Raw genomic sequence first — 19,958 nt, forward strand, 5'->3', positions numbered from 1 at the left:
CCCCCGCAGGAAACGAAAGCGCCGTTCCACGGCTTAACAAAACCCCAACAACTTAGGGTTGAAAAAGTGACGCGAACCCAAATAATTCTTATATATGAATCTAGACGTATCGAGCGCGTTTATTGTGTAAAAAGACACGCTTCGTTACAACCTTAACCACAACTTATGTTTTTGAGAGGCCAACCGTGAGTCTATTTGATAAAACGCATCTTGTCGCCCAGGCGGATGCGCTGCCAGGACGCAACACGCCCATGCCGGTGGCAACACTCCACGCCGTAAATGGCCACTCGATGACCAATGTCCCTGACGGGATGGAGGTTGCGCTGTTCGCGATGGGCTGTTTCTGGGGCGTCGAACGCTTGTTCTGGCAGCAGCCTGGCGTTTACAGCACTGCCGCAGGCTATACCGGCGGCTACACGCCGAATCCAACCTATCGCGAAGTCTGTTCGGGTGACACCGGCCATGCCGAAGCGGTACGTATCGTTTACGATCCGCAGGTCATCAGCTACGCGCAGCTGTTGCAGGTGTTCTGGGAAAATCACGACCCGGCGCAAGGGATGCAGCAGGGTAACGACCATGGCACCCAGTACCGCTCGGCGATCTATACGCTGACTCCGGAGCAGGATCAGGCGGCCCAGGCCAGTCTGGCCAGCTTCCAGGCGGCGATGCGCGACGCCAACGATACCCGAACCATCACCACCGAAATTGCCTCAGCGAAGCCGTTTTATTATGCCGAGGACGACCACCAGCAGTACCTGCACAAAAATCCGTACGGCTACTGCGGCCTTGGCGGGATTGGCGTTTGTCTGCCTCCACAGGCCTGAAACGGTGAATCGCTAAGGTGAGTAATTAACGCTCTGGCGGCTTCACAGTAGCTTACGCTATACTACCCTGTGTTATAGCCGGTCCAGCGCCTTCGGACCGGTTTTTTATGTATGCCACATTAGCGTTATCAACTTCCCTTCCGAGGATCTGGCCCCAACGGCTAGATAAACTATGTTAAACAGTATTTTAGTAATACTTTGTCTGATTGCCGTCAGTGCATTTTTTTCGATATCGGAAATCTCGCTGGCCGCCTCACGTAAAATCAAACTCAAACTGCTGGCCGATGATGGCAATGTGAACGCGCAGCGCGTTCTCAAGATGCAGGAAAACCCTGGGATGTTTTTCACCGTCGTGCAAATTGGCCTGAACGCGGTGGCCATTCTCGGCGGTATCGTCGGCGATGCAGCATTTTCACCGGCTTTCAACAGCCTGTTAAGCCGCTACTTGTCGCCGGAACTGTCCGATCAGCTCAGCTTTATTATCTCCTTTACTCTGGTCACCAGCCTGTTCATCCTGTTTGCTGACCTGACTCCGAAACGCATCGGTATGATTGCGCCAGAAGCGGTAGCTTTGCGCATCATCAACCCGATGCGCTTCTGCCTGACGGTGTTCCGTCCTCTGGTGTGGATGTTCAACGGCATGGCCAACAATATCTTCCGCCTGTTTAAAATACCGATGGTGCGCAAGGACGATATTACTTCCGACGATATTTATGCGGTGGTCGAAGCCGGCGCGCTGGCCGGCGTGCTGCGTAAGCAGGAGCATGAGCTGATTGAGAACGTGTTCGAGCTGGAATCCCGTACCGTTCCGTCCTCCATGACCTCGCGCGAAAATATTATCTGGTTCGATCTGCACGAAGATGAGCAGAGCCTGAAGAGCAAGGTGGCGGAACATCCGCACTCCAAGTTTCTGGTCTGTAACGAAGATATCGACCATATCATCGGCTACGTTGACTCAAAAGACCTGCTCAACCGCGTGCTGGCAAACCAGAGCCTGGTGCTGACCGGCGGCGTGCAGATCCGCAATACGCTGATTGTTCCGGATACCCTGACGCTGTCAGAGGCGCTGGAAAGCTTTAAAACGGCGGGTGAAGACTTCGCGGTGATCATGAACGAATACGCGTTAGTGGTGGGGATTATTACCCTGAATGACGTCATGACCACCCTGATGGGCGATCTGGTCGGCCAGGGGCTGGAAGAGCAGATTGTCGCGCGCGACGAGAACTCATGGCTGATTGACGGCGGCACGCCGATCGACGACGTGATGCGCGTACTGGATATCGACGAGTTCCCGCAGTCCGGTAATTATGAAACCATCGGCGGCTTTATGATGTATATGCTGCGCAAGATCCCAAAACGCACCGATGCGGTGAAGTTCTCCGGCTATAAGTTCGAGGTGGTGGATATCGATAACTACCGAATCGACCAGCTGCTGGTGACGCGGATCGACAACAAACCGACGGTGCTGGTCCCGAAGCAGTCCGAATCCACGGATAGCGAAAAAGAACCCGCGTAACCCCCTTCCCTACACCAAAGGCAGAGACTCTCTCTGCCTTTTTTATTTGCTGAATGTGAAGCGGCTCACGCCACTCAGCCGATAGCAGATTTTTACTGCTCCATAGCGAAACGTTCATGACTCCCCTTTGCGCAAAAAGGTAACTTTGCTCGCGTCTCTACAATCATATTCCGGTTCTCAGGAAACGAGGGTTACCATGATAGAAGAAAATAAAAATTACTATATCAGCTGTCTGTTCTTTCTCTTTTTCTTTATTGGTTGGGGATGCTGTTATCCCTATTTATCATTATGGCTAACAGAAACCATCGGCATCAATTACACCGACGTCGGCCTGGTATATTCCTTTACCGCTATTATTGCCGTTTGCGTCCAGCCGTTATTTGGGTTTGTTTCCGATAAATTAGTCTATCGGAAGAACCTGATGTGGATGCTGGCTATTATTATTACCTTGTTCGCCCCTTACTGGATTTACGTCTTCGCGCCATTATTAAAAGTTAACGTCTTTCTCGGGGCACTGGCCGGCGGCATCTATATCGGCATGGCCTACGGTGCCGGCTGCGGAATTTGCGAAGCCTATATTGATAAGGTCAGTCGCGCCTCAGGGTTTGAATTTGGCCGTGCCAGAATGTTTGGTGGTATTGGCGCCGCTATCGGCACCTTTGCCGCCGGCAAGCTCTACGGTATCGATCAGAATATGATTTTCTGGCTGGCGAGCGGCGCCGGGGTGTGCCTGCTGGTGATCGTCTGGAAAATGCAGATTAGCCCACGTGCGCAAGGCGCAATGTCATCAGGAAAAGCCACGCCGGTTACCCTGCAGGACGCTACCTCGTTGCTGAAGATGAAAAAGTTCTGGTTCTTCGCCATCTACATGATTGGGGTCGGTGCGGTGTATGAAACCTACGACCAGCAGTTCGCCATCTATTACAGCCACTTCTTTGAGAGTAAAGCGCGCGGTGCGGAAGTCTTTGGCTATTTAACCACCGGGCAGATTTTCCTTGATGCGGTGGTGATGTTTTTTGCACCGTGGTTTGTGAATAAAATTGGCCCGAAAAACGCCCTGCTGTATTGCGGGATGATCATGAGCCTGCGCATCATTGGTTCGGCCTGGGCCGTTGGCCCGGTCTCCATCAGTCTGATTAAACTGCTCCACGGCTTTGAAAGTTCGGTATTACTGGTTGCCGCATTGAAATATATCACCGCCAACTTCAACCCACTGCTTTCCGCCACGGTTTATTTAATCGGCTTCCAGTTTTCGAAAAGCTTTAGCTCTATTTTTCTTTCCACCGGTATCGGCCATATGTACCAGAGCATGGGATTTACCAGCAGCTATATCGTACTGGGCAGCATTGCCCTGTGCTTCACCCTTATCTCGGCCATTACTCTGAACAACGCACGTATTTTTGCTCCGCAACCGGCGCCCGCTCATTAATTCAAGGAGGTAACCTGCATGTCGACATTATTTTATGGCGTGGCTTATTACGACGAATATATGCCAGAGGATCGTCTGGCGAAAGATATCGCCTTAATGCGTGAAACGGGGATTAACGTCGTGCGCATCGCCGAGTCCACCTGGAGCACCCTGGAGCCTCAGGAAGGTGTTTTCAACTTCTACCATATCGACCGGGTGCTGGATGCAATGCACCAGGCCGGCATTGCGGTGATTATCGGCACGCCCACCTATGCGGTCCCGGCCTGGCTGGCGGCTAAACATCCGGACATTATGGTCACCACCGTCGAGGGGCAGCAGAAATATGGCCCGCGGCAAATTATGGATATCGTCAACCCGACCTTCCGGCGCTATGCCGAAAACATTATCCGTACCCTGATGGCGCATGTTCAGCATCACCCGGCTATTATCGGCTGGCAGCTGGATAACGAAACCAAACACTACGATAATATCGGTCGCTATATGCAGGAAGGGTTCGTGCGCAACCTGCAGGAACAGTATTCTGACCTCGACCAGCTGAATCACGATTTTGGCCTGAACTACTGGAGCAACCGTATCGACAGCTGGCAGGATTTCCCGCCGGTTGAGAACACCATCAACGCCAGCCTCGCCTGCGCCTTCTCGCGTTATCAGCGTCAGCAGGTAACGGAGTACCTGGCCTGGCAGGCAGAGATCGTGCGCGAGTATGCGCAGCCGCAGCAGTTTGTCACCCATAACTTCGATTTTGAATGGCGGGGCTACTCTTATGGCGTTCAGCCGCGGGTCGATCACTTCGCCGCCGCGCAGGCGCTGGATATTGCCGGGGTCGATATCTATCACCCTAGCCAGCAACACCTCACCGGGCGGGAAATCGCCTTTGGCGGTGCCATCACCCGTTCGCTGAAGCAAGGGCAAAATTACTTCGTGCTGGAGACGCAGGCACAGGGATTTGCCCAGTGGACGCCGTTCCCGGGCCAGCTCCGGCTGCAGGCCTTCAGTCATGTTGCCTCCGGCGCAACCATGGTCTCCTACTGGCACTGGCATTCGATCCACAATTCGTTTGAGACCTACTGGAAAGGGTTGTTAAGCCACGATTTTTCACGTAACCCTACCTGGCAGGAAGCCACCACTATCGGCGCTGATTTTGCCCGTCTGGCCCCGCAGTTGGCCGACCTGCGGGCGGAAAACGACGTCGCCCTGCTGGTCAGCAACGACGCGATGGACGCTCTGAATCAGTTCCGGCCCGGTGATGCCCAGGGCAATGTCTATAACGATATTTTCCGCCGCTTCCATGATGCGCTGTACGACCATAACGTCAGTCTCGACATCATCCACGATGTCAACGAGGAGACCTCGCGCTACCGCACGTTGATTATTCCGGGTCTTTACGCTGCCGGTGATGGCCTGTTGACCCGTATCAATCGCTATATTGCCCAGGGCGGTAGAGCGTTGATTGGCTTTAAATCAGGCTTTAGTGATGAAAACGTCAAGGTGCGTCACAGCACGCAGCCGGGGATTTTGCACCAGGCCTGCGGCGTCAGCTACAGCCAGTTCACCCTCCCGGAAGAGACCACCGTGGCGTCGTGCTGCGCACAGCTTGATTGCAGCGAGCACAATCAGGCAGAACTGTGGATGGAGCTGCTGACCCCGGAGGCCAACACCCGCACGCTGCTGCGTTATCAGCACCCCGCATGGGGTGAGTATGCCGCCGCCACTGATGCGGACTATGGTCAGGGCCGCGCCATCTACGTGGGCTTCCTGCCGCACAAGAGGCTCATCAGCCAGCTGTTTGATTTACTCACCGCCGACCAGACGCTGCATTCGCGTACGTCGGCATACCGCTATCCGCTGGTGGTCAGAAAGATGCGCAATCGCGACGGCAACATCGTGAATTTTCTGTTCAACTACTCTGCCGACCCGCTGGATGTCATCAGCGAGACCGCCGGGGAAAATGCCCTGAGCGGCGAGAGCGTTCACGTCGGCCAGCCGTTGCGTCTCAAGGCCTGGGAATTTAGTATCATCGAAAGTTAAACGCATCGCGGCGCTCAGACGAGGAAACAATGGAACTGGATATCAATGAGCTATTGAATTTCTCGCCGTTGATGAAGACCTTTACCTTCAACGCCTGGGTTGTCGCGGGCTTTACGCCCATCACCCGCGGTTCAACGCTGGATTACTACATTAACCGCCCGCAGGGGATGAAAGGCTACATTATTAATTTCACCCTGCGCGGCCAGGCCCGCGCCAAAGCCGGTGACGGCTCCTTGCTGTGTCGCGAGAACGATATGCTGCTCTTTCCGCCCGGCGTTCCACATCATTACGGACGGGATGAACACAGCGATCACTGGGACCATCTGTGGATCTACTTTATCCCTCGCCCCTACTGGATAGACTGGCTGAAATGGGACCAGACGACCCATAATATTGGCAAAACCACGATTACCGACCCCGAACAACAGCAAAATCTGCGCGATCTGTTCTATGAGGTCATTCGCCACCATTCTGCCAGCGCCCCGCTGTCGGAAGCGCTGGCCATGAATGCGTTGGAACGCCTGATCCTCAACTGTTTTCAGCTTCAGCCCATCAGCAATCGCCACGCTCACGACCCGAGGATTAACGCCGTCTGTGCATATCTCAACGAGCACATTGCCCAGGAAGTAAAAATTGAGACACTGGCAGCGATGGTCTTCATCTCGCCGTCAAGGCTGGCCCACTTGTTCAAAAATGAACTCGGGCAGACGGTGTACGCCTGGCGCGAGGCGCAACGCATTAACCGGGCAAAATGGCTGATTCAGAGTACTTCGCTGCCGTTAAACAAAATTGCGCTGTCGGTCGGCTACGCAGACCCGGTCTATTTCACCCGGATTTTCCGCAAACATAACGGCATCCCGCCGGGCGAATACCGTAAACGTTATGCGATGATGAAGGACTAGAAACATCAACGGCTCCCGTGGGGAGCCGTCTTTTTTTACCGCGTATAACCTAAATAATTCGAGTTGCAGGAAGGCGACGACGCCAGAGAATCCCCAGCAGCTTACTGAAGTAAGTGACTGGGGTGAGCGAGGAAAGTCAACGCCCATGCAACTTGAAGTACAACGGGTATAGCTACATCGTTTTTCAGGTTACGCCATCTCGGTCTGCAAACGCAGGACCTGACGATTAACCTCAGACATCACAGACAAATGCTGCTTGTCCTTGACCTTCGGGATAAGGATTTTTCCCTTATCAAACTCAAAAGCGCCAACATCCTTGATGTATAACCGTCCGCGGAACAGGATCTTCACGTACTTCGCCACTTGCAGCGGATTGTAGCGTTGGAAAATTTTCATTGTTGTCTCCTGCCAGGGTTACGCTCTTGTGGTGCCACACTTAGCCCACGATTCTGGAGCGCAAATTTAATGCCCTAAAACTATAGTTCAGAACCTTTGTAATACCCAGCATGCATAAGTTTATTTACCTTTTGATGACAATAATTAAGAACTATCGTTTCAAACATACGTAGAAATGAGTATAAGTGGCCGATTTTCTTCGAATATGTGCGTTAACACGCAAACTGGCCTTCTGATTGCGTGTCACACCGGTAAATCGCACTTATGCTTAAAGCCAGACCAAGTGGTCGGATCACCTGCATATAATAAGGACCCATCATGACCCTACGTACATTTCTGGCGGCTTCCTGCCTCCTGTTCCCGCTGATTGCGTCAGCGCATAACTTTGTTGATGGCCAGCGCGTCGCGCCGGTTGGCATTGCCGACCGGGGAGAATTAATGCTGGATAATGATAAGTTTAGCTACAAAAACTGGAATAGCTCGCAGCTGGCAGGAAAAGTTCGCGTGGTGCAACACATCGCCGGGCGCACCTCGGCGAAAGAGAAAAACGCCACATTGATCGAGGCGATCAAGGCGGCGAAATTCCCGCACGATCGCTACCAGACCACCACCATCGTCAATACCGATGACGCCATCCCAGGCTCCGGTATGTTCGTGCGCAGCAGCATTGAGAGCAACAAACAGCTCTACCCCTGGTCACAGTTTATTGTCGACAGCAACGGCCTGGCCCGCAAAGCCTGGCAGCTGCATGAAGAGAGTTCAGCCATTGTCGTGCTGGATAGCGAGGGCCGCGTGCAGTGGGCCAAAGATGGCGCACTCACCCAGGATGAAGTGCAGCAGGTGGTCGCGCTGCTGCACAAGCTGCTTAGTAAATAGAAACCCGGAAGCCGGGGTTGAGGAACGACTCACGCGGCGTGTAGTCCAGAGTACGCCCTTGCCAGTCGTGAACGTGCGCCCCGGCAGCAACCGCGACCGCATGACCAGCTGCGGTGTCCCAGGTGCTGGTCGGCCCGAAGCGCGGATAAAGCTGGGCCTGACCTTCCGCCACCAGGCAAAACTTCAGGGATGAGCCAATAGACGTGGTTTGATGTTCGCCGAGCTGCTCCAGGTACTCCTGCAGCTCCGGGTCGTTGCCGTGAGAGCGGCTGATGACCACCAGCGGCGGTCGGCCATCACGCACCTGAATTTGCTTGCGCCGGCCGCATTCATCTTTCCAGGCTTTGCCGTTTTCTGCGCAGTACAGCACCTTCATCACCGGGGCATAGACCACGCCAAGCACCGGTTTACCGTTCTCAATCAGCGCAATATTGACGGTGAACTCACCGTTACGTTTGATAAATTCTTTGGTGCCATCCAGCGGATCCACCAGCCAGTAACGCTGCCAGTGTTGACGGATCTCCCAGCCGGGCGGGTCTTCCTCAGACAGCACCGGGATCTCCGGCGTCAGCGCCAGCAGGCCGCTCATAATCACGCTGTGAGCCGCGAGATCCGCCGCGGTAACCGGAGAATCATCTTTCTTGCTGGTCACGTCCATCGGTTGCTTCCCATCATAGACGTCCATGATGGCATCACCTGCACGCCGTGCAAGCTCACATACTTGTTCTAACATTCTCCACCTCGTCTGGTTACAGTGGCGTTAACTCGTTGTTTTAGTTATATCGCATCGGTGCGAGTTCCGCTATCTGTGATAGTAATGGCGGTTTCATAGTGCAAATTTCGGCATGATTCACACTACTGTAAGCAACAGAACGTACATACATTTTCTACTGTGCCATTGCTCATGAAAAGGATGCCTCTGATGATGAAGTTTAGCGTAACGTTACTGGCCACGCTGGTCGCGGCCAGCGTGAACGCCGCCACCGTCGATTTGCGGATCATGGAAACCACCGATCTGCACAGCAATATGATGGATTTCGATTATTACAAAGACGCCGCCACCGAAAAGTTTGGTCTGGTTCGCACCGCCACGCTTATCGAAAAAGCCCGCCAGGAGGTCAAAAACAGCGTGCTGGTCGATAACGGCGACGTTATCCAGGGAAGCCCGCTGGGCGACTATATGGCAGCAAAAGGGCTCAACAAAGGCGATGTTCATCCGGTCTATAAGGCGATGAATACCCTGGATTACACGGTGGGCAACCTCGGCAATCACGAATTCAACTACGGCCTCGATTTCCTGCACAAGGCGCTGGCCGGGGCAACGTTCCCCTACGTGAACGCCAACATTATCGATAGCAAAACCGGCCAGCCAATGTTCACGCCGTACCTGATCAAAGAGACCCAGGTTCAGGACAGCGATGGCAAAACCCAGACGCTACGCATCGGCTATATCGGCTTTGTGCCGCCGCAAATTATGACCTGGGATAAAGCCAATCTCAGCGGTAAAGTCACCGTCAACGACATCACCGAAACCGCGCGGAAATACGTGCCGGAAATGCGTGAAAAAGGCGCCGATGTGGTGGTGGTCATTGCCCACTCGGGGCTCTCCGCCGATCCGTATCAGGCGATGGCGGAAAACTCGGTGTACTACTTAAGCCAGGTGCCCGGCGTGGATGCCATTATGTTCGGCCACGCGCATGCGGTATTCCCGGGGAAAGATTTCGCCAGCATTAAGGGTGCGGATATCGAAAAAGGCACGCTGAACGGCATTCCCGCCGTGATGCCCGGTATGTGGGGCGACCACCTGGGTATCGTCGATTTGGTGCTGAATAACGATGCTGGCCACTGGCAGGTCGCGCAGGCCAAAGCTGAAGCGCGCCCGATCTATGACGCGGTGGCGAAGAAATCGCTGGCGGCAGAAGACGCGAAGCTGGTGCAGGTGCTCAAAGCCGATCACGATGCAACCCGTGAGTTCGTCAGCAAACCCATCGGCCAGTCTGCCGATAACATGTACAGCTACCTGGCGCTGGTGCAGGATGACCCCACCGTGCAGGTGGTAAACATGGCGCAGAAGGCCTATGTCGAACACTATATTCAGGGCGATCCGGATCTGGCGAAACTGCCGGTGCTCTCCGCCGCCGCGCCGTTTAAAGTCGGCGGTCGTAAGAACGACCCGGCCAGCTTCGTCGAAGTCGAAAAGGGCCAGCTCACCTTCCGTAACGCCGCCGACCTGTACCTCTACCCCAATACGCTGGTGGTAATGAAAGTCAGCGGCAAAGAGGTCAAAGAGTGGCTGGAATGTTCCGCCGGACAGTTCAATCGCATCGACCTGACCAGCAGCAAGCCGCAGTCATTAATCAACTGGGACGGTTTCCGCACCTATAACTTTGATGTGATTGACGGCGTGAACTACCAGATTGATGTCAGCCAGCCGGCGCGCTACGACGGCGAATGCCAGATGGTTAACCCGCAGGCGGAACGCATTAAGGATCTTACCTTTAACGGTAAACCTGTCGACCTGACGGCCACATTCCTCGTCGCCACCAATAACTATCGCGCCTACGGCGGCAAGTTTGCCGGTACCGGCGATAGCCATATTGCGTTTGCTTCCCCTGACGAAAACCGCTCGGTACTGGCAGCATGGATCGGCGCCGAATCAAAAAAATCCGGTGCCATTCACCCGTCTGCCGATAATAACTGGCGCCTGGCGCCGCTTCACGGCACGGTGCCGTTGGACATTCGCTTTGAGACCTCGCCGGGTGAGAAAGCAGCGGCGTTTATCAAAGAGAAGGCGCAGTATCCGATGCACCAGGTTGCCACCGACGATATCGGCTTTGCCATTTACCAGCTGGATCTGGGTCAGTCGAAACCTTAAGCCTCGGCCACCTGCTCGTGGTTCGCCAGAACCGCGGGCAGGTTCAGCTCGATCCAGTCGGCCAGCGCCGCCACCTTCTCGCTCACCTGCTCGCCAAGCGAGGTCAGGCTATACTCGACGTGTGGCGGCACCACCGGTCTGGAGAGCCGATTGATAAAGCCATCCTGCTCCAGCGCCTGCAGCGATTGCGCCAGCATTTTTTCACTCACGCCGCCCATCTTACGACGCAGCTCGCTAAAACGATGGGTACCGCCACGTAACGCCACCAGAATTAAGACTCCCCAGCGGCTGGTCACATGTTTAAGCACGTCGCGTGACGGGCACTGCTCGGCAAACAGGTTACCGTCGCGCAGCTGTTCACTCAGAGTGGGATTCAGGTTCTTCATACTTACCTTTTTGTACGTACTTACTAAAAGTTAGCTAAGGTGTTAGCTTACCACAACTGCTACTGAACACGAAGGAGAAGACCCATGTTCGCAATTACCGGCGCTACCGGCCAGCTTGGCCATCTGGTACTACAGAATCTGTTACAGACCACCGCGGCCAGCCAGATTGTGGCCATTGTGCGTAACCCGGCGAAAGCCGATTCCCTGAGCCAACAGGGCGTGGTGGTTCGCCAGGCCGACTACACCGACGAAGCCGCATTTACCGCCGCCCTGCAGGGGGTGGAGAAGCTGCTGCTGATCTCTTCCAATGAAATCGGCCAGCGCACGCCGCAGCACCGTAACGTCATTAATGCCGCTAAAGCGGCCGGCGTGAAATTCATTGCCTACACCAGCCTGCTGCACGCGGATACCTCTCCGCTGGGCCTGCACGTTGAGCATGTGGAGACCGAGAAATTACTCGCCGACTCCGGTATCCCTTACGCACTGCTGCGCAACGGCTGGTACACCGAGAACTATCTCGCCAGCGCCCCGCCGGCACTGGAGCACGGCGTCTTTATCGGTGCTGCCGGTGAAGGGAAAATTGCCACGGCAACTCGCGCCGATTATGCCTTAGCGGCAGCGCGCGTGCTCGCCGAAGAGGGCCACGCCGGGAAAGTGTATGAGCTGGCCGGCGATAGCGCCTGGACCCTGAGCGAACTGGCCGCAGAGCTGAGCAAGCAAAGCGGTAAAAACGTGGTCTATCAGAATCTGAGTGAAGCCGATTTTGCGGCGGCGCTGAAGAGCGTTGGCCTGCCGGCCGGACTGGCGGAGATGCTCGCCGATTCGGACAGCGGCGCCGAAAAAGGCGGCCTGTTTGACGACAGCCATACCCTGAGCACGCTGATTGGCCGTCCGACGACTTCGCTGGCGGAAAGCATCAGCACCATTCTGTAACCGTTGCAAAAAGGTTAATTTTTGTAGCATCCCGGCGGGTCATCCCCAATAATAACAGGAGATCCGTCGGGAGTGACTCAATGCAGGGCGTACCGGAACAGTTCAACGATGAGAGAGACAGCGCGCGCTTTCGCCATCTGGCGCAGGTGCCCGGCGTTGAGCTGTATCATGCCCATATTTCCCGCTACGCCTTCGAACCCCATACCCACGAAGCCTTCGGTATTGGCGCGATAGAGCTGGGCGCCGAGCGCTTTCGCTATCGCGGCAGCCAGTATGTCGCCCCGGTAAACTCCATCGTCACCATGAACCCGGATGAACTGCACACCGGTGAAGCGGCGACCGCCGACGGCTGGCGCTACAGAATGGTCTATCTGGAGCCTGACAAGCTGGAGGAGATCACCGGCGTACGCCACTGGTGGTTTAGCGAGGTGGTGCGCCAGGATCCCCGGCGCTCGCAGCAGCTGTGCCAGCTGATTTATGGCTTATGGCACACCGATGACCCGCTGGCCCAGCAGGGACTGTTGCTGGACCTGATCGATACCTTCCGCCCGCTGGCCCATCACGCGCCGGTGCTGGCTGAAGCCTCCCACCGCTTCGAGCGGGTGCGCGACTATCTGCACGACAACTATATGCACGCCGTCTCGCTGGATGAGCTGGCACAGGTTGCCGCCCTGAGCCCGTACCATTTTCAGCGCCAGTTTAAGGCCCACTTCCACGTCACGCCGCATCAGATGCTGATGGCCATTCGCCTGTGGCGAGCCAAAGCCTTCCTCACCCACGGCATGCCCGCCGCCGAAGTGGCCGCCGCCGCTGGCCTGACCGATCAGTCGCACCTGACCCGCGCCTTTACCCGCCGCTACGGCATCACCCCGGTACGCTATCAAAAGCAGGTCGCCCGGCGCTAATGCGCAACCTCATACAATATTTCCGCTCCACCCTCTTCTACACTTTATGCCAACTGAAACGAGTGCGGATGATGTGATGATTAGCGGTGTGTTGTATGCCCTGTTGGCAGGGCTGATGTGGGGACTGATCTTTGTCGGCCCGGTGCTGATCCCGGAATACCCGGCGGTACTGCAATCGATGGGACGCTATCTGGCGCTGGGGCTGATTGCGCTGCCGCTGGCCTGGCTGGGTCGCGCGCGACTGCGTCAGCTGTCGGGACGGGACTGGTGGACGGCGCTGGGCCTGACCATGATGGGTAATCTTATCTATTACGTCTGCCTTGCCAGCGCCATCCAGCGCACCGGCGCGCCGGTATCGACCATGATTATCGGCACGCTGCCGGTGGTGCTGCCGGTGATGGCAAACCTGCTCTATAGCCAGCGTGATGGCAAACTGCCGTGGCGACGCCTGTTTCCGGCGCTCTCCTGCATTGCCATCGGCCTGGTGTGTGTCAATATCGCCGAACTTCGCCAGGGCCTGCCCAACTTCAGCGTCTGGCGCTATGGATCCGGCATTGGGCTGGCGTTGATCTCCGTGGCCTGCTGGGCGTGGTACGCCTTACGTAATGCCCGCTGGCTGCGGGAAAATCCGGACAAGCATCCGATGATGTGGGCGACGGCGCAGGCGCTGGTAACCTTACCGGTTTCGCTGGCGGGCTATCTGGTTGCCTGTGGGTGGTTGCAGGCTCAACAGGCCGACTTCCCGCTTCCCTTCGGCCCGCGACCGGTGCTTTTCGTGACGCTGATGCTGGCCATTGCCGTGCTCTGCTCGTGGGTGGGTGCCTTGTGCTGGAACATCGCCAGCCAGAAGCTTCCCACGGTGATCCTCGGGCCGCTGATCGTCTTCGAAACGCTGGCCGGCCTGCTGTATACCTTCCTGCTGCGGCAAAGCATGCCGCCGCTGCTGACCCTGAGCGGCATTCTGCTGCTGGTGATCGGCGTGGTCTACGCGGTGCGCTCCCGACCACAAAAATTGCAGGTGCTGGAGCCGGTCTGCGGGCATAAAAAATAGCCTGGTATCCTAAAGGGGTATTCCTTTATCTATAAGGTGCATTTAATATGCATCTTATATTTTTAAAGACGAGGTATCCGCTATGGCTTTTCGTGACCAACCTTTAGGCGAACTGGCGCTGACTATCCCGCGCGCCTCCGCGTTATTCCGTAAATATGACATGGACTACTGCTGCGGCGGCAAGCAGACGCTGGATCGTGCGGCAACGCGCAAAGACCTGGACGTCGCGGTGATTGAAGCCGAGCTGGCGCAGCTGGCGGAAACGCCGGTAGAGCGCGACTGGCGTGTCGTACCATATGCGGAAATCATCGACCACATTATCGTGCGTTACCACGACCGCCACCGCGAGCAGCTGCCGGAGCTGATCCTCCAGGCCACCAAAGTTGAGCGCGTGCATGCCGACAAACCCAACGTGCCCGTCGGCCTGACAAAATACCTGACCATGCTGCACCAGGAGCTCTCCAGCCACATGATGAAAGAGGAGCAGATCCTGTTCCCGATGATTAAGCAAGGCATGGGGACGCAAGCCGCAGGGCCTGTCAGCGTCATGGAAAGCGAACACGACGAAGCGGGTGAGCTGCTGGAGGTGATTAAGCACGTCACCAACAATGTGACGCCGCCGCCGGAAGCCTGCACCACCTGGAAAGCGATGTACAACGGCATTAATGAACTGATTGACGATCTGATGGAACACATCAGCCTGGAGAACAACGTGCTGTTCCCGCGCGCCCTCGCCGGAAACTAACAAAAAAGGCGCCCGCAGGCGCCCTCGACAGTGTCAGTCTTATTGGCCACCGCAGTGGCCTTTTTTTATGCCCGTATCCCTACGAGCCGTTGCAAGCAACGTTAAACATCTCTGCCGAAGATTTTTTATTTCGTCAGACGCTTCTTACCGGCAAAGAACCAACCCACCGCCAGCAGAACGAACCACAGCGGCGTCACAATCAGCGCTTCACGAGTGTCCGTTTCCAGCGTCAGCAGTACCAGAACGAAGACGAAGAAGGCCATACAAACCCAGCACATCAGTTTGCCCAGCGGCATCTTGTATTTCGACTGCTCATGCAGCTGTGGACGCTTTTTGCGGTAGACCAGATAGGAGCACAGGATAATGGTCCAGACGAACATAAACAGGATCGCCGACACTGTGGTAATCATGGTGAACGCAGCAATCACGCTCGGGTTAACCATCAGCATCACCACACCGCCCAGCAGGCACATGCAGGAGAAGGTCAGCCCTTTCGCCGGTACCGCACGCTTCGACAGTTTGGCAAACATCGACGGCGCCTGACCATCCTGCGCCAGACCGAACAGCATACGGCTGGTCGAGAACACGCCGCTGTTGGCCGAAGAAGCGGCCGATGTCAGCACCACAAAGTTAATCAGGCTGGCAGCAGCCGGCAGGCCCACCAGCACAAACAGCTCGACGAACGGGCTCTTGCTCGGCACCACAGAGCTCCACGGCGTCACCGACATAATCACGATCAGCGCGAAGACGTAGAACATGATGATACGCAGCGGGATAGAGTTAATCGCGCGCGGCAGAGATTTCTCCGGATCTTTGGTTTCCGCAGCGGTGGTGCCCACCAGCTCAATACCGACGAACGCAAAGACCGCGATCTGGAAGCCGGCAAAGAACCCGCTGATGCCTTTCGGGAACCAGCCGCCGTCATTCCACAGATGGGCAAACGACGCTTCGACACCGGTCGGCGATTTGAAATGCATCATCACCATCACCAGGCCGACAACAATCAGCCCCACGATAGCGACAATTTTGATCATCGCGAACCAGAACTCCATTTCACCGAACATTTTCACGGTGGCCAGGTTAAGGCTCAGCAGCAGCAGGATAACCGCCAGCGAAGCCACCCAGTCGGACAGCCCGGGGAACCAGAACTGGGCGTAGGCGGTAATGGCCACCACATCGGCCATCCCGGTTACGACCCAACAGAACCAATAGGTCCAGCCGGTAAAATACCCTGCCCACGGCCCCAGGAGGTCGGCGGCAAAATCGCTGAACGATTTATATTCGAGGTTCGACAGCAGTAATTCGCCCATGGCACGCATAACGAAAAACAGCATAAAGCCGATGATCATATAAACAAAAATGATGGATGGGCCGGCAAGACTGATGGTTTTGCCGGAGCCCATAAACAGCCCGGTACCAATGGCACCACCGATAGCAATAAGCTGGATATGTCGATTCGTGAGATTTCGCCGTAGCGATTGTTCAGTCGGAGCCTGCTCTGCGGCAGCGACTTTAACCTGATCTACCATGTGATTTTCTTCCTGTTGTACCTGTCTGTGTTGTTCAGGCTCTGATGGCCCGTCATTCGCTATTGCCCTGAAAATGGGCTTATCGATATTAGGTAAGAATCGGAGGGATGAATACTATGATTTAGATATAATGTTAAATATATGTTTAAAGTGAGTGTTATATCACTCCTGTCACGCGAAACAGTTCACAAAAATACACCTAAAACGCGACTGCGCAATATAAACCACCAGCAAACTCTCAACTTAAGTTTTTTACGCTATTTTTAGTCGCTTCCTCCCCCAAACGGGAGAGGAAGCCCCTGCTGTTTAGATAATATCCAGCAGTTCAACTTCAAAAATCAGGGTGCTGAACGGAGGAATGGAAGCACCAGCACCGCGCTCGCCATAGGCCAGGTTGTGCGGAATAGTCAGTTCCCATTTGGAACCGACCGGCATCAGGGTCAGCGCTTCAATCCAGCCGCCGATAACGCCGGTTACCGGGAATTCAGCCGGCTCGCCGCGCGCCACAGAGCTGTCAAACACGGTACCGTCGATCAGTTTACCGGTGTAATGCACGCGTACGCGGTCGGTACGTGCCGGGATCGTGCCTTCGCCCTGGGTCAGAACGCGGAACTGCAGACCGGATTCGGTACTGTTCACACCTTCACGCTCGCGGTTTTCGTCGAGGTATTTCTGGCCATCAGCCGCCATTTCCTGGAAACGTTCGCGACGCACGGCATCAGCACGTTCGTGGATTTCACGCAGCGCGCGGTGAACGGCTTCCACCGGCACCTGCGGCTGATTGCCTTCCAGCGCATCAGCAATGCCGGCAACCAGTGCTTCCGGCAGCAGCCCCTGCAGGCCAGATTCGCTCAGCTGTTGTCCAACCTGCAAGCCGATACCATAACTTGCCTGTGCTTCAATCGTGTCAAAAGTCGGGGTTGCCATCTTTGTTCCTTTGTTGGGTGAGAGTTTCATACTCCACGGCTTCATGCGACAGCAGCGGAAAAAGCCGGAATAGATGCCCTGGATAATTCGAGTGCAGCCAACGCGCCTGCAACCTGAAGTATGACGGGTATAAAGTGGTGGGAAGCATATCAGCCATAGCACGACGGGTAAAACTTTGTCGCGGAGGTGATGACAAATCTAAGGGAAACAGAAACAATAGGAGATATCAGGTTAACCTCACGAAACATATCTTTGTCTCGGCCATCAGGAAGTTAGCCATCTATACTCTACGGAGCAGGATAAAAATATGCGGAGCAGGAGGAAAGCCATGCCCGGGCGCTTTGATATCACACCTACCCTGGCGAAGATCTGGCACGCCCCGGATCATATTCGCATCATGGATCCGCTGCCGCCAATGCATCGTCGGGGCATTATTGCCGGCGCGTTGCTGGTGATTATCGGCATACTGCTGCCTTCAGAGGATAGCAGCAGCCCAATGCAAAATAGCCGTGAAGCCAGTATCGACCTGCAATCACAGTCCCAGCCGCAGTCGGCCCAGCAGGGCATGCCGCTGCCGCCTATTACCAACACGCCTACGGTCAATGATGCCGACCAAATGGCCCCGGTGGCGCCTGAGCCTGTTCAGGATGAGCCGATGGACCAGGGCCAGAGTCAAAGCCAGGCCTACTCTCAGCCACAGCAGCAACAGCAACAGCAACAACAGCAGCAATCCGCGCCGGGAATTGAGCAACAGTGGCGCACCTACCGCATCGAAGCCGGTAAAACACTGGCTCAGCTATTCCGTGACCATAATCTTCCGCCGACTGACGTCTACGCCATGGCCCAGGTCGAAGGCGCGGGTAAGCCGTTAAGTTCGCTGCAAACCGGGCAGACGGTGCAGATTCGCCAGAATGCCAGCGGCGTGGTGACGGGTCTGACGATTGATACCGGCAGCGGGCAGCAGGTGCTATTCACCCGCCAGGCGAATGGCAGCTTTATCCGCGCACGATAACGCGCGCTAAAGCATGTGGTATAGCCGGGTGTGTCACCCGGCCTGCCTGGATTTTTTGACGCGCGGCGTCCCTTCTCTGTTTACCCACCGAATCCCGACACAAACCAGCACCAGCGCAATCACATATTTGATCTCAAAGATGTTCTCACCGAGGAAAATCGCTGACAGCACGGTTCCGGCAACCGGGATAACAAAGTTAAACGGCGCAATCATACTTACGCGATTGTGCTTGAGTAATACGCTCCACACCGCAAAAGCCACCGATGAGAGTAGCGTCAGATAGGCGAGTACCAGCAGCGCCGTGGTGCTGTGGATAACCAGCTCGCCACCGGTGAAGTAACCCCCAACCAGCAGCACCAGACCGCCAAACGCCAGCTGCCAGCCGGTCATCACCGTGGGATCGACCGTTTGCGAAATACGCTTTCCGTAGAGTGTCGCCGCCGACAGAATAAACGCCGCCAGTACCACAAAACCGTCCCCCTGCCAGACAAAGCTAAAATCACTCAGCGAATGGCTAAAGTTCACCAGCATCACGCCGGTAAAGCCGAGAATACAGCCGATGGCTTTGTTGTAGCTCAGTTTGTCGTTCTGATAGATAAAGTGCGCCAGCAAGACGCTAAAGAAGGTCCCGGTAGCGTTCATGATTGAACCCTTCACGCCGGTGGTAAACGCCAGCCCGATGTAGAAGAAAATGTACTGCAGGGAGGTTTGCGTTACGCCAAGTATCGCCAGCTGTGCGCATTGCCGGGGATTCAGGCGCGCAACCGGTTTTCGTTGTGCCAGGGCAAAGAGCAGCAACAGCAGCCCGGCAAACAGGAAACGGTAGCCCGCGAAGACCAGTTTTGACGGCACATCATCGGTGGCGATATGAAACAGTTCATAGCCGCTTTTTATTGCCGGATAAGAGCTTCCCCATAATAAACAACACAGGGTTGCACAGGCGTAAGCCACTTTCTTACGGGAAAAAACTGAGGGGGCATCCATTCGCGTCACCAAAAATAAAATAGTGTTTTATTTTATTATCCAGAAAGCGCGCGGAATAGCCACCATACAAGGCAAAGATTGTTCAAAGTCGTGATGCAGAAAAGCAAAACGCCGGCACAAGGCCGGCGTCTCGACGCGAACTAAGTAATAAATTACTCAGCTACAACGTTTACAACCAGTTTCGCGAATACTTCGCTGTGAACCTGGAAGTCCACTTCGTGCTCACCGGTGGTGCGCAGAACGCCGTTCGGCAGACGAACTTCGCTCTTAGCGACGGCAACGCCAGCTGCAGTTACAGCGTCAGCGATGTCGCGGGTACCGATGGAACCGAACAGTTTACCTTCGTCGCCTGATTTAGACGCGATGGTAACGTTGCCCAGTGCATTGATTGCTTCAGCACGTGCGTTAGCAGCAGCCAGAACGTCAGCCAGTTTAGCTTCCAGTTCTGCGCGGCGCGCTTCGAAGAATTCAACGTTTTTCTTGGTAGCAGGAACAGCTTTACCCTGCGGTACCAGGAAGTTACGAGCATAACCCGCTTTAACGTTAACCTGATCACCCAGGCTACCCAGGTTTGCTACTTTATCAAGCAGAATAACTTGCATTACCTTATCCTCTTAAAGTCGTTAATAGACGGCGGCCA

19 protein-coding genes are annotated in these 19,958 nt (G+C 55.3%); 12 read left to right on the top strand and 7 right to left on the bottom strand.

Annotation, left to right across the window (positions count from 1 at the left end):
* Positions 1-185: 185 nt before the first annotated feature.
* The 5 genes from msrA to araC all read left to right on the top strand — a co-directional run bounded on the left by msrA (position 186) and on the right by araC (position 6,699).
* Positions 186-824: a peptide-methionine (S)-S-oxide reductase gene (gene msrA, locus ACMYSN_RS12510; protein ID WP_462495076.1), complete on the top strand. Its 639-nt coding sequence runs from the start codon at positions 186-188 to the stop codon at positions 822-824.
* Positions 825-996: 172 nt separating this feature from the next.
* Positions 997-2,340, top strand: a complete 1,344-nt coding sequence (gene paeA / locus ACMYSN_RS12515; RefSeq protein ID WP_462495077.1) for a hemolysin family protein — start codon at positions 997-999, stop codon at positions 2,338-2,340.
* A gap of 196 nt (positions 2,341-2,536) precedes the next feature.
* Positions 2,537-3,769, top strand: coding sequence for an oligosaccharide MFS transporter (locus ACMYSN_RS12520; protein WP_462495078.1), 1,233 nt, complete (start codon positions 2,537-2,539; stop codon positions 3,767-3,769).
* A gap of 18 nt (positions 3,770-3,787) precedes the next feature.
* Positions 3,788-5,797, top strand: a complete 2,010-nt coding sequence (locus tag ACMYSN_RS12525) for a beta-galactosidase (RefSeq protein WP_462495079.1) — start codon at positions 3,788-3,790, stop codon at positions 5,795-5,797.
* Positions 5,798-5,826: 29 nt separating this feature from the next.
* Positions 5,827-6,699 carry a DNA-binding transcriptional regulator AraC gene (araC, locus tag ACMYSN_RS12530; RefSeq protein WP_462495080.1) on the top strand — a complete coding sequence of 291 codons (873 nt, stop codon included), beginning with the start codon at positions 5,827-5,829 and terminating at the stop codon, positions 6,697-6,699.
* Between the two features lie 189 nt (positions 6,700-6,888).
* Here araC and ACMYSN_RS12535 read toward each other — a convergent pair whose 3' ends face one another.
* Positions 6,889-7,095: a DUF1107 domain-containing protein gene (locus ACMYSN_RS12535; RefSeq protein WP_004857160.1), complete on the bottom strand. Its 207-nt coding sequence runs from the start codon at positions 7,093-7,095 to the stop codon at positions 6,889-6,891.
* Between the two features lie 318 nt (positions 7,096-7,413).
* Between ACMYSN_RS12535 and ACMYSN_RS12540 the strand changes: the two genes are divergently transcribed.
* Entirely contained in the window at positions 7,414-7,971 is a 558-nt protein-coding gene (locus ACMYSN_RS12540) for a YtfJ family protein (protein WP_462495081.1), read from the top strand.
* Here the strand turns inward: ACMYSN_RS12540 and cysQ are convergent.
* Positions 7,961-8,704 (bottom strand): 3'(2'),5'-bisphosphate nucleotidase CysQ, encoded by a 744-nt coding sequence (gene cysQ, locus ACMYSN_RS12545; protein WP_462495082.1) that lies wholly within the window; start codon positions 8,702-8,704, stop codon positions 7,961-7,963. The genes ACMYSN_RS12540 and cysQ overlap by 11 nt on opposite strands.
* A gap of 189 nt (positions 8,705-8,893) precedes the next feature.
* Between cysQ and ACMYSN_RS12550 the strand changes: the two genes are divergently transcribed.
* A complete protein-coding gene (locus ACMYSN_RS12550; protein ID WP_462495083.1) occupies positions 8,894-10,846 on the top strand; it encodes a 2',3'-cyclic-nucleotide 2'-phosphodiesterase/3'-nucleotidase in 1,953 nt (650 codons plus the stop codon).
* On the opposite strand, the gene ACMYSN_RS12555 is transcribed toward ACMYSN_RS12550, so the two are convergent.
* Positions 10,843-11,232 (bottom strand): winged helix-turn-helix transcriptional regulator, encoded by a 390-nt coding sequence (locus ACMYSN_RS12555; protein WP_462495084.1) that lies wholly within the window; start codon positions 11,230-11,232, stop codon positions 10,843-10,845. The genes ACMYSN_RS12550 and ACMYSN_RS12555 overlap by 4 nt on opposite strands.
* Before the next feature lie 84 nt (positions 11,233-11,316).
* On the opposite strand from ACMYSN_RS12555, the gene ACMYSN_RS12560 reads away from it, so the two are divergent.
* The 4 genes from ACMYSN_RS12560 (at position 11,317) to ytfE (ending at position 14,866) form a co-directional block, all read left to right on the top strand.
* Positions 11,317-12,165 carry an SDR family oxidoreductase gene (locus tag ACMYSN_RS12560; RefSeq protein WP_462495085.1) on the top strand — a complete coding sequence of 283 codons (849 nt, stop codon included), beginning with the start codon at positions 11,317-11,319 and terminating at the stop codon, positions 12,163-12,165.
* 80 nt (positions 12,166-12,245) lie between these two features.
* A complete protein-coding gene (locus tag ACMYSN_RS12565; RefSeq protein WP_123757866.1) occupies positions 12,246-13,070 on the top strand; it encodes an AraC family transcriptional regulator in 825 nt (274 codons plus the stop codon).
* Between the two features lie 76 nt (positions 13,071-13,146).
* Positions 13,147-14,121 carry a DMT family transporter gene (locus ACMYSN_RS12570; protein WP_174509884.1) on the top strand — a complete coding sequence of 325 codons (975 nt, stop codon included), beginning with the start codon at positions 13,147-13,149 and terminating at the stop codon, positions 14,119-14,121.
* A gap of 82 nt (positions 14,122-14,203) precedes the next feature.
* Positions 14,204-14,866, top strand: coding sequence for an iron-sulfur cluster repair protein YtfE (gene ytfE, locus ACMYSN_RS12575; protein ID WP_123757864.1), 663 nt, complete (start codon positions 14,204-14,206; stop codon positions 14,864-14,866).
* 125 nt (positions 14,867-14,991) lie between these two features.
* Here ytfE and cycA read toward each other — a convergent pair whose 3' ends face one another.
* Together cycA and fklB are read right to left on the bottom strand one after the other, a co-directional pair.
* Complete coding sequence (gene cycA / locus ACMYSN_RS12580; RefSeq protein WP_462495086.1) at positions 14,992-16,395, bottom strand: D-serine/D-alanine/glycine transporter; 1,404 nt, start codon at positions 16,393-16,395, stop codon at positions 14,992-14,994.
* 306 nt (positions 16,396-16,701) lie between these two features.
* Positions 16,702-17,322 (bottom strand): peptidylprolyl isomerase, encoded by a 621-nt coding sequence (fklB, locus tag ACMYSN_RS12585; RefSeq protein ID WP_462495087.1) that lies wholly within the window; start codon positions 17,320-17,322, stop codon positions 16,702-16,704.
* A 328-nt stretch (positions 17,323-17,650) separates the two neighbouring features.
* Here fklB and ACMYSN_RS12590 point away from each other — a divergent pair, with 328 nt between their 5' ends.
* A complete protein-coding gene (locus ACMYSN_RS12590) occupies positions 17,651-18,334 on the top strand; it encodes a LysM-like peptidoglycan-binding domain-containing protein (protein WP_462495088.1) in 684 nt (227 codons plus the stop codon).
* Between the two features lie 33 nt (positions 18,335-18,367).
* On the opposite strand, the gene ACMYSN_RS12595 is transcribed toward ACMYSN_RS12590, so the two are convergent.
* Positions 18,368-19,318, bottom strand: a complete 951-nt coding sequence (locus ACMYSN_RS12595) for a DMT family transporter (RefSeq protein WP_123757860.1) — start codon at positions 19,316-19,318, stop codon at positions 18,368-18,370.
* A gap of 152 nt (positions 19,319-19,470) precedes the next feature.
* Positions 19,471-19,920: a 50S ribosomal protein L9 gene (rplI, locus tag ACMYSN_RS12600; protein WP_041143727.1), complete on the bottom strand. Its 450-nt coding sequence runs from the start codon at positions 19,918-19,920 to the stop codon at positions 19,471-19,473.
* Positions 19,921-19,958: the final 38 nt, after the last annotated feature.

This window comes from Klebsiella sp. R445 (assembly GCF_051131755.1).
Lineage (GTDB): Bacteria > Pseudomonadota > Gammaproteobacteria > Enterobacterales > Enterobacteriaceae > Klebsiella > Klebsiella lignicola.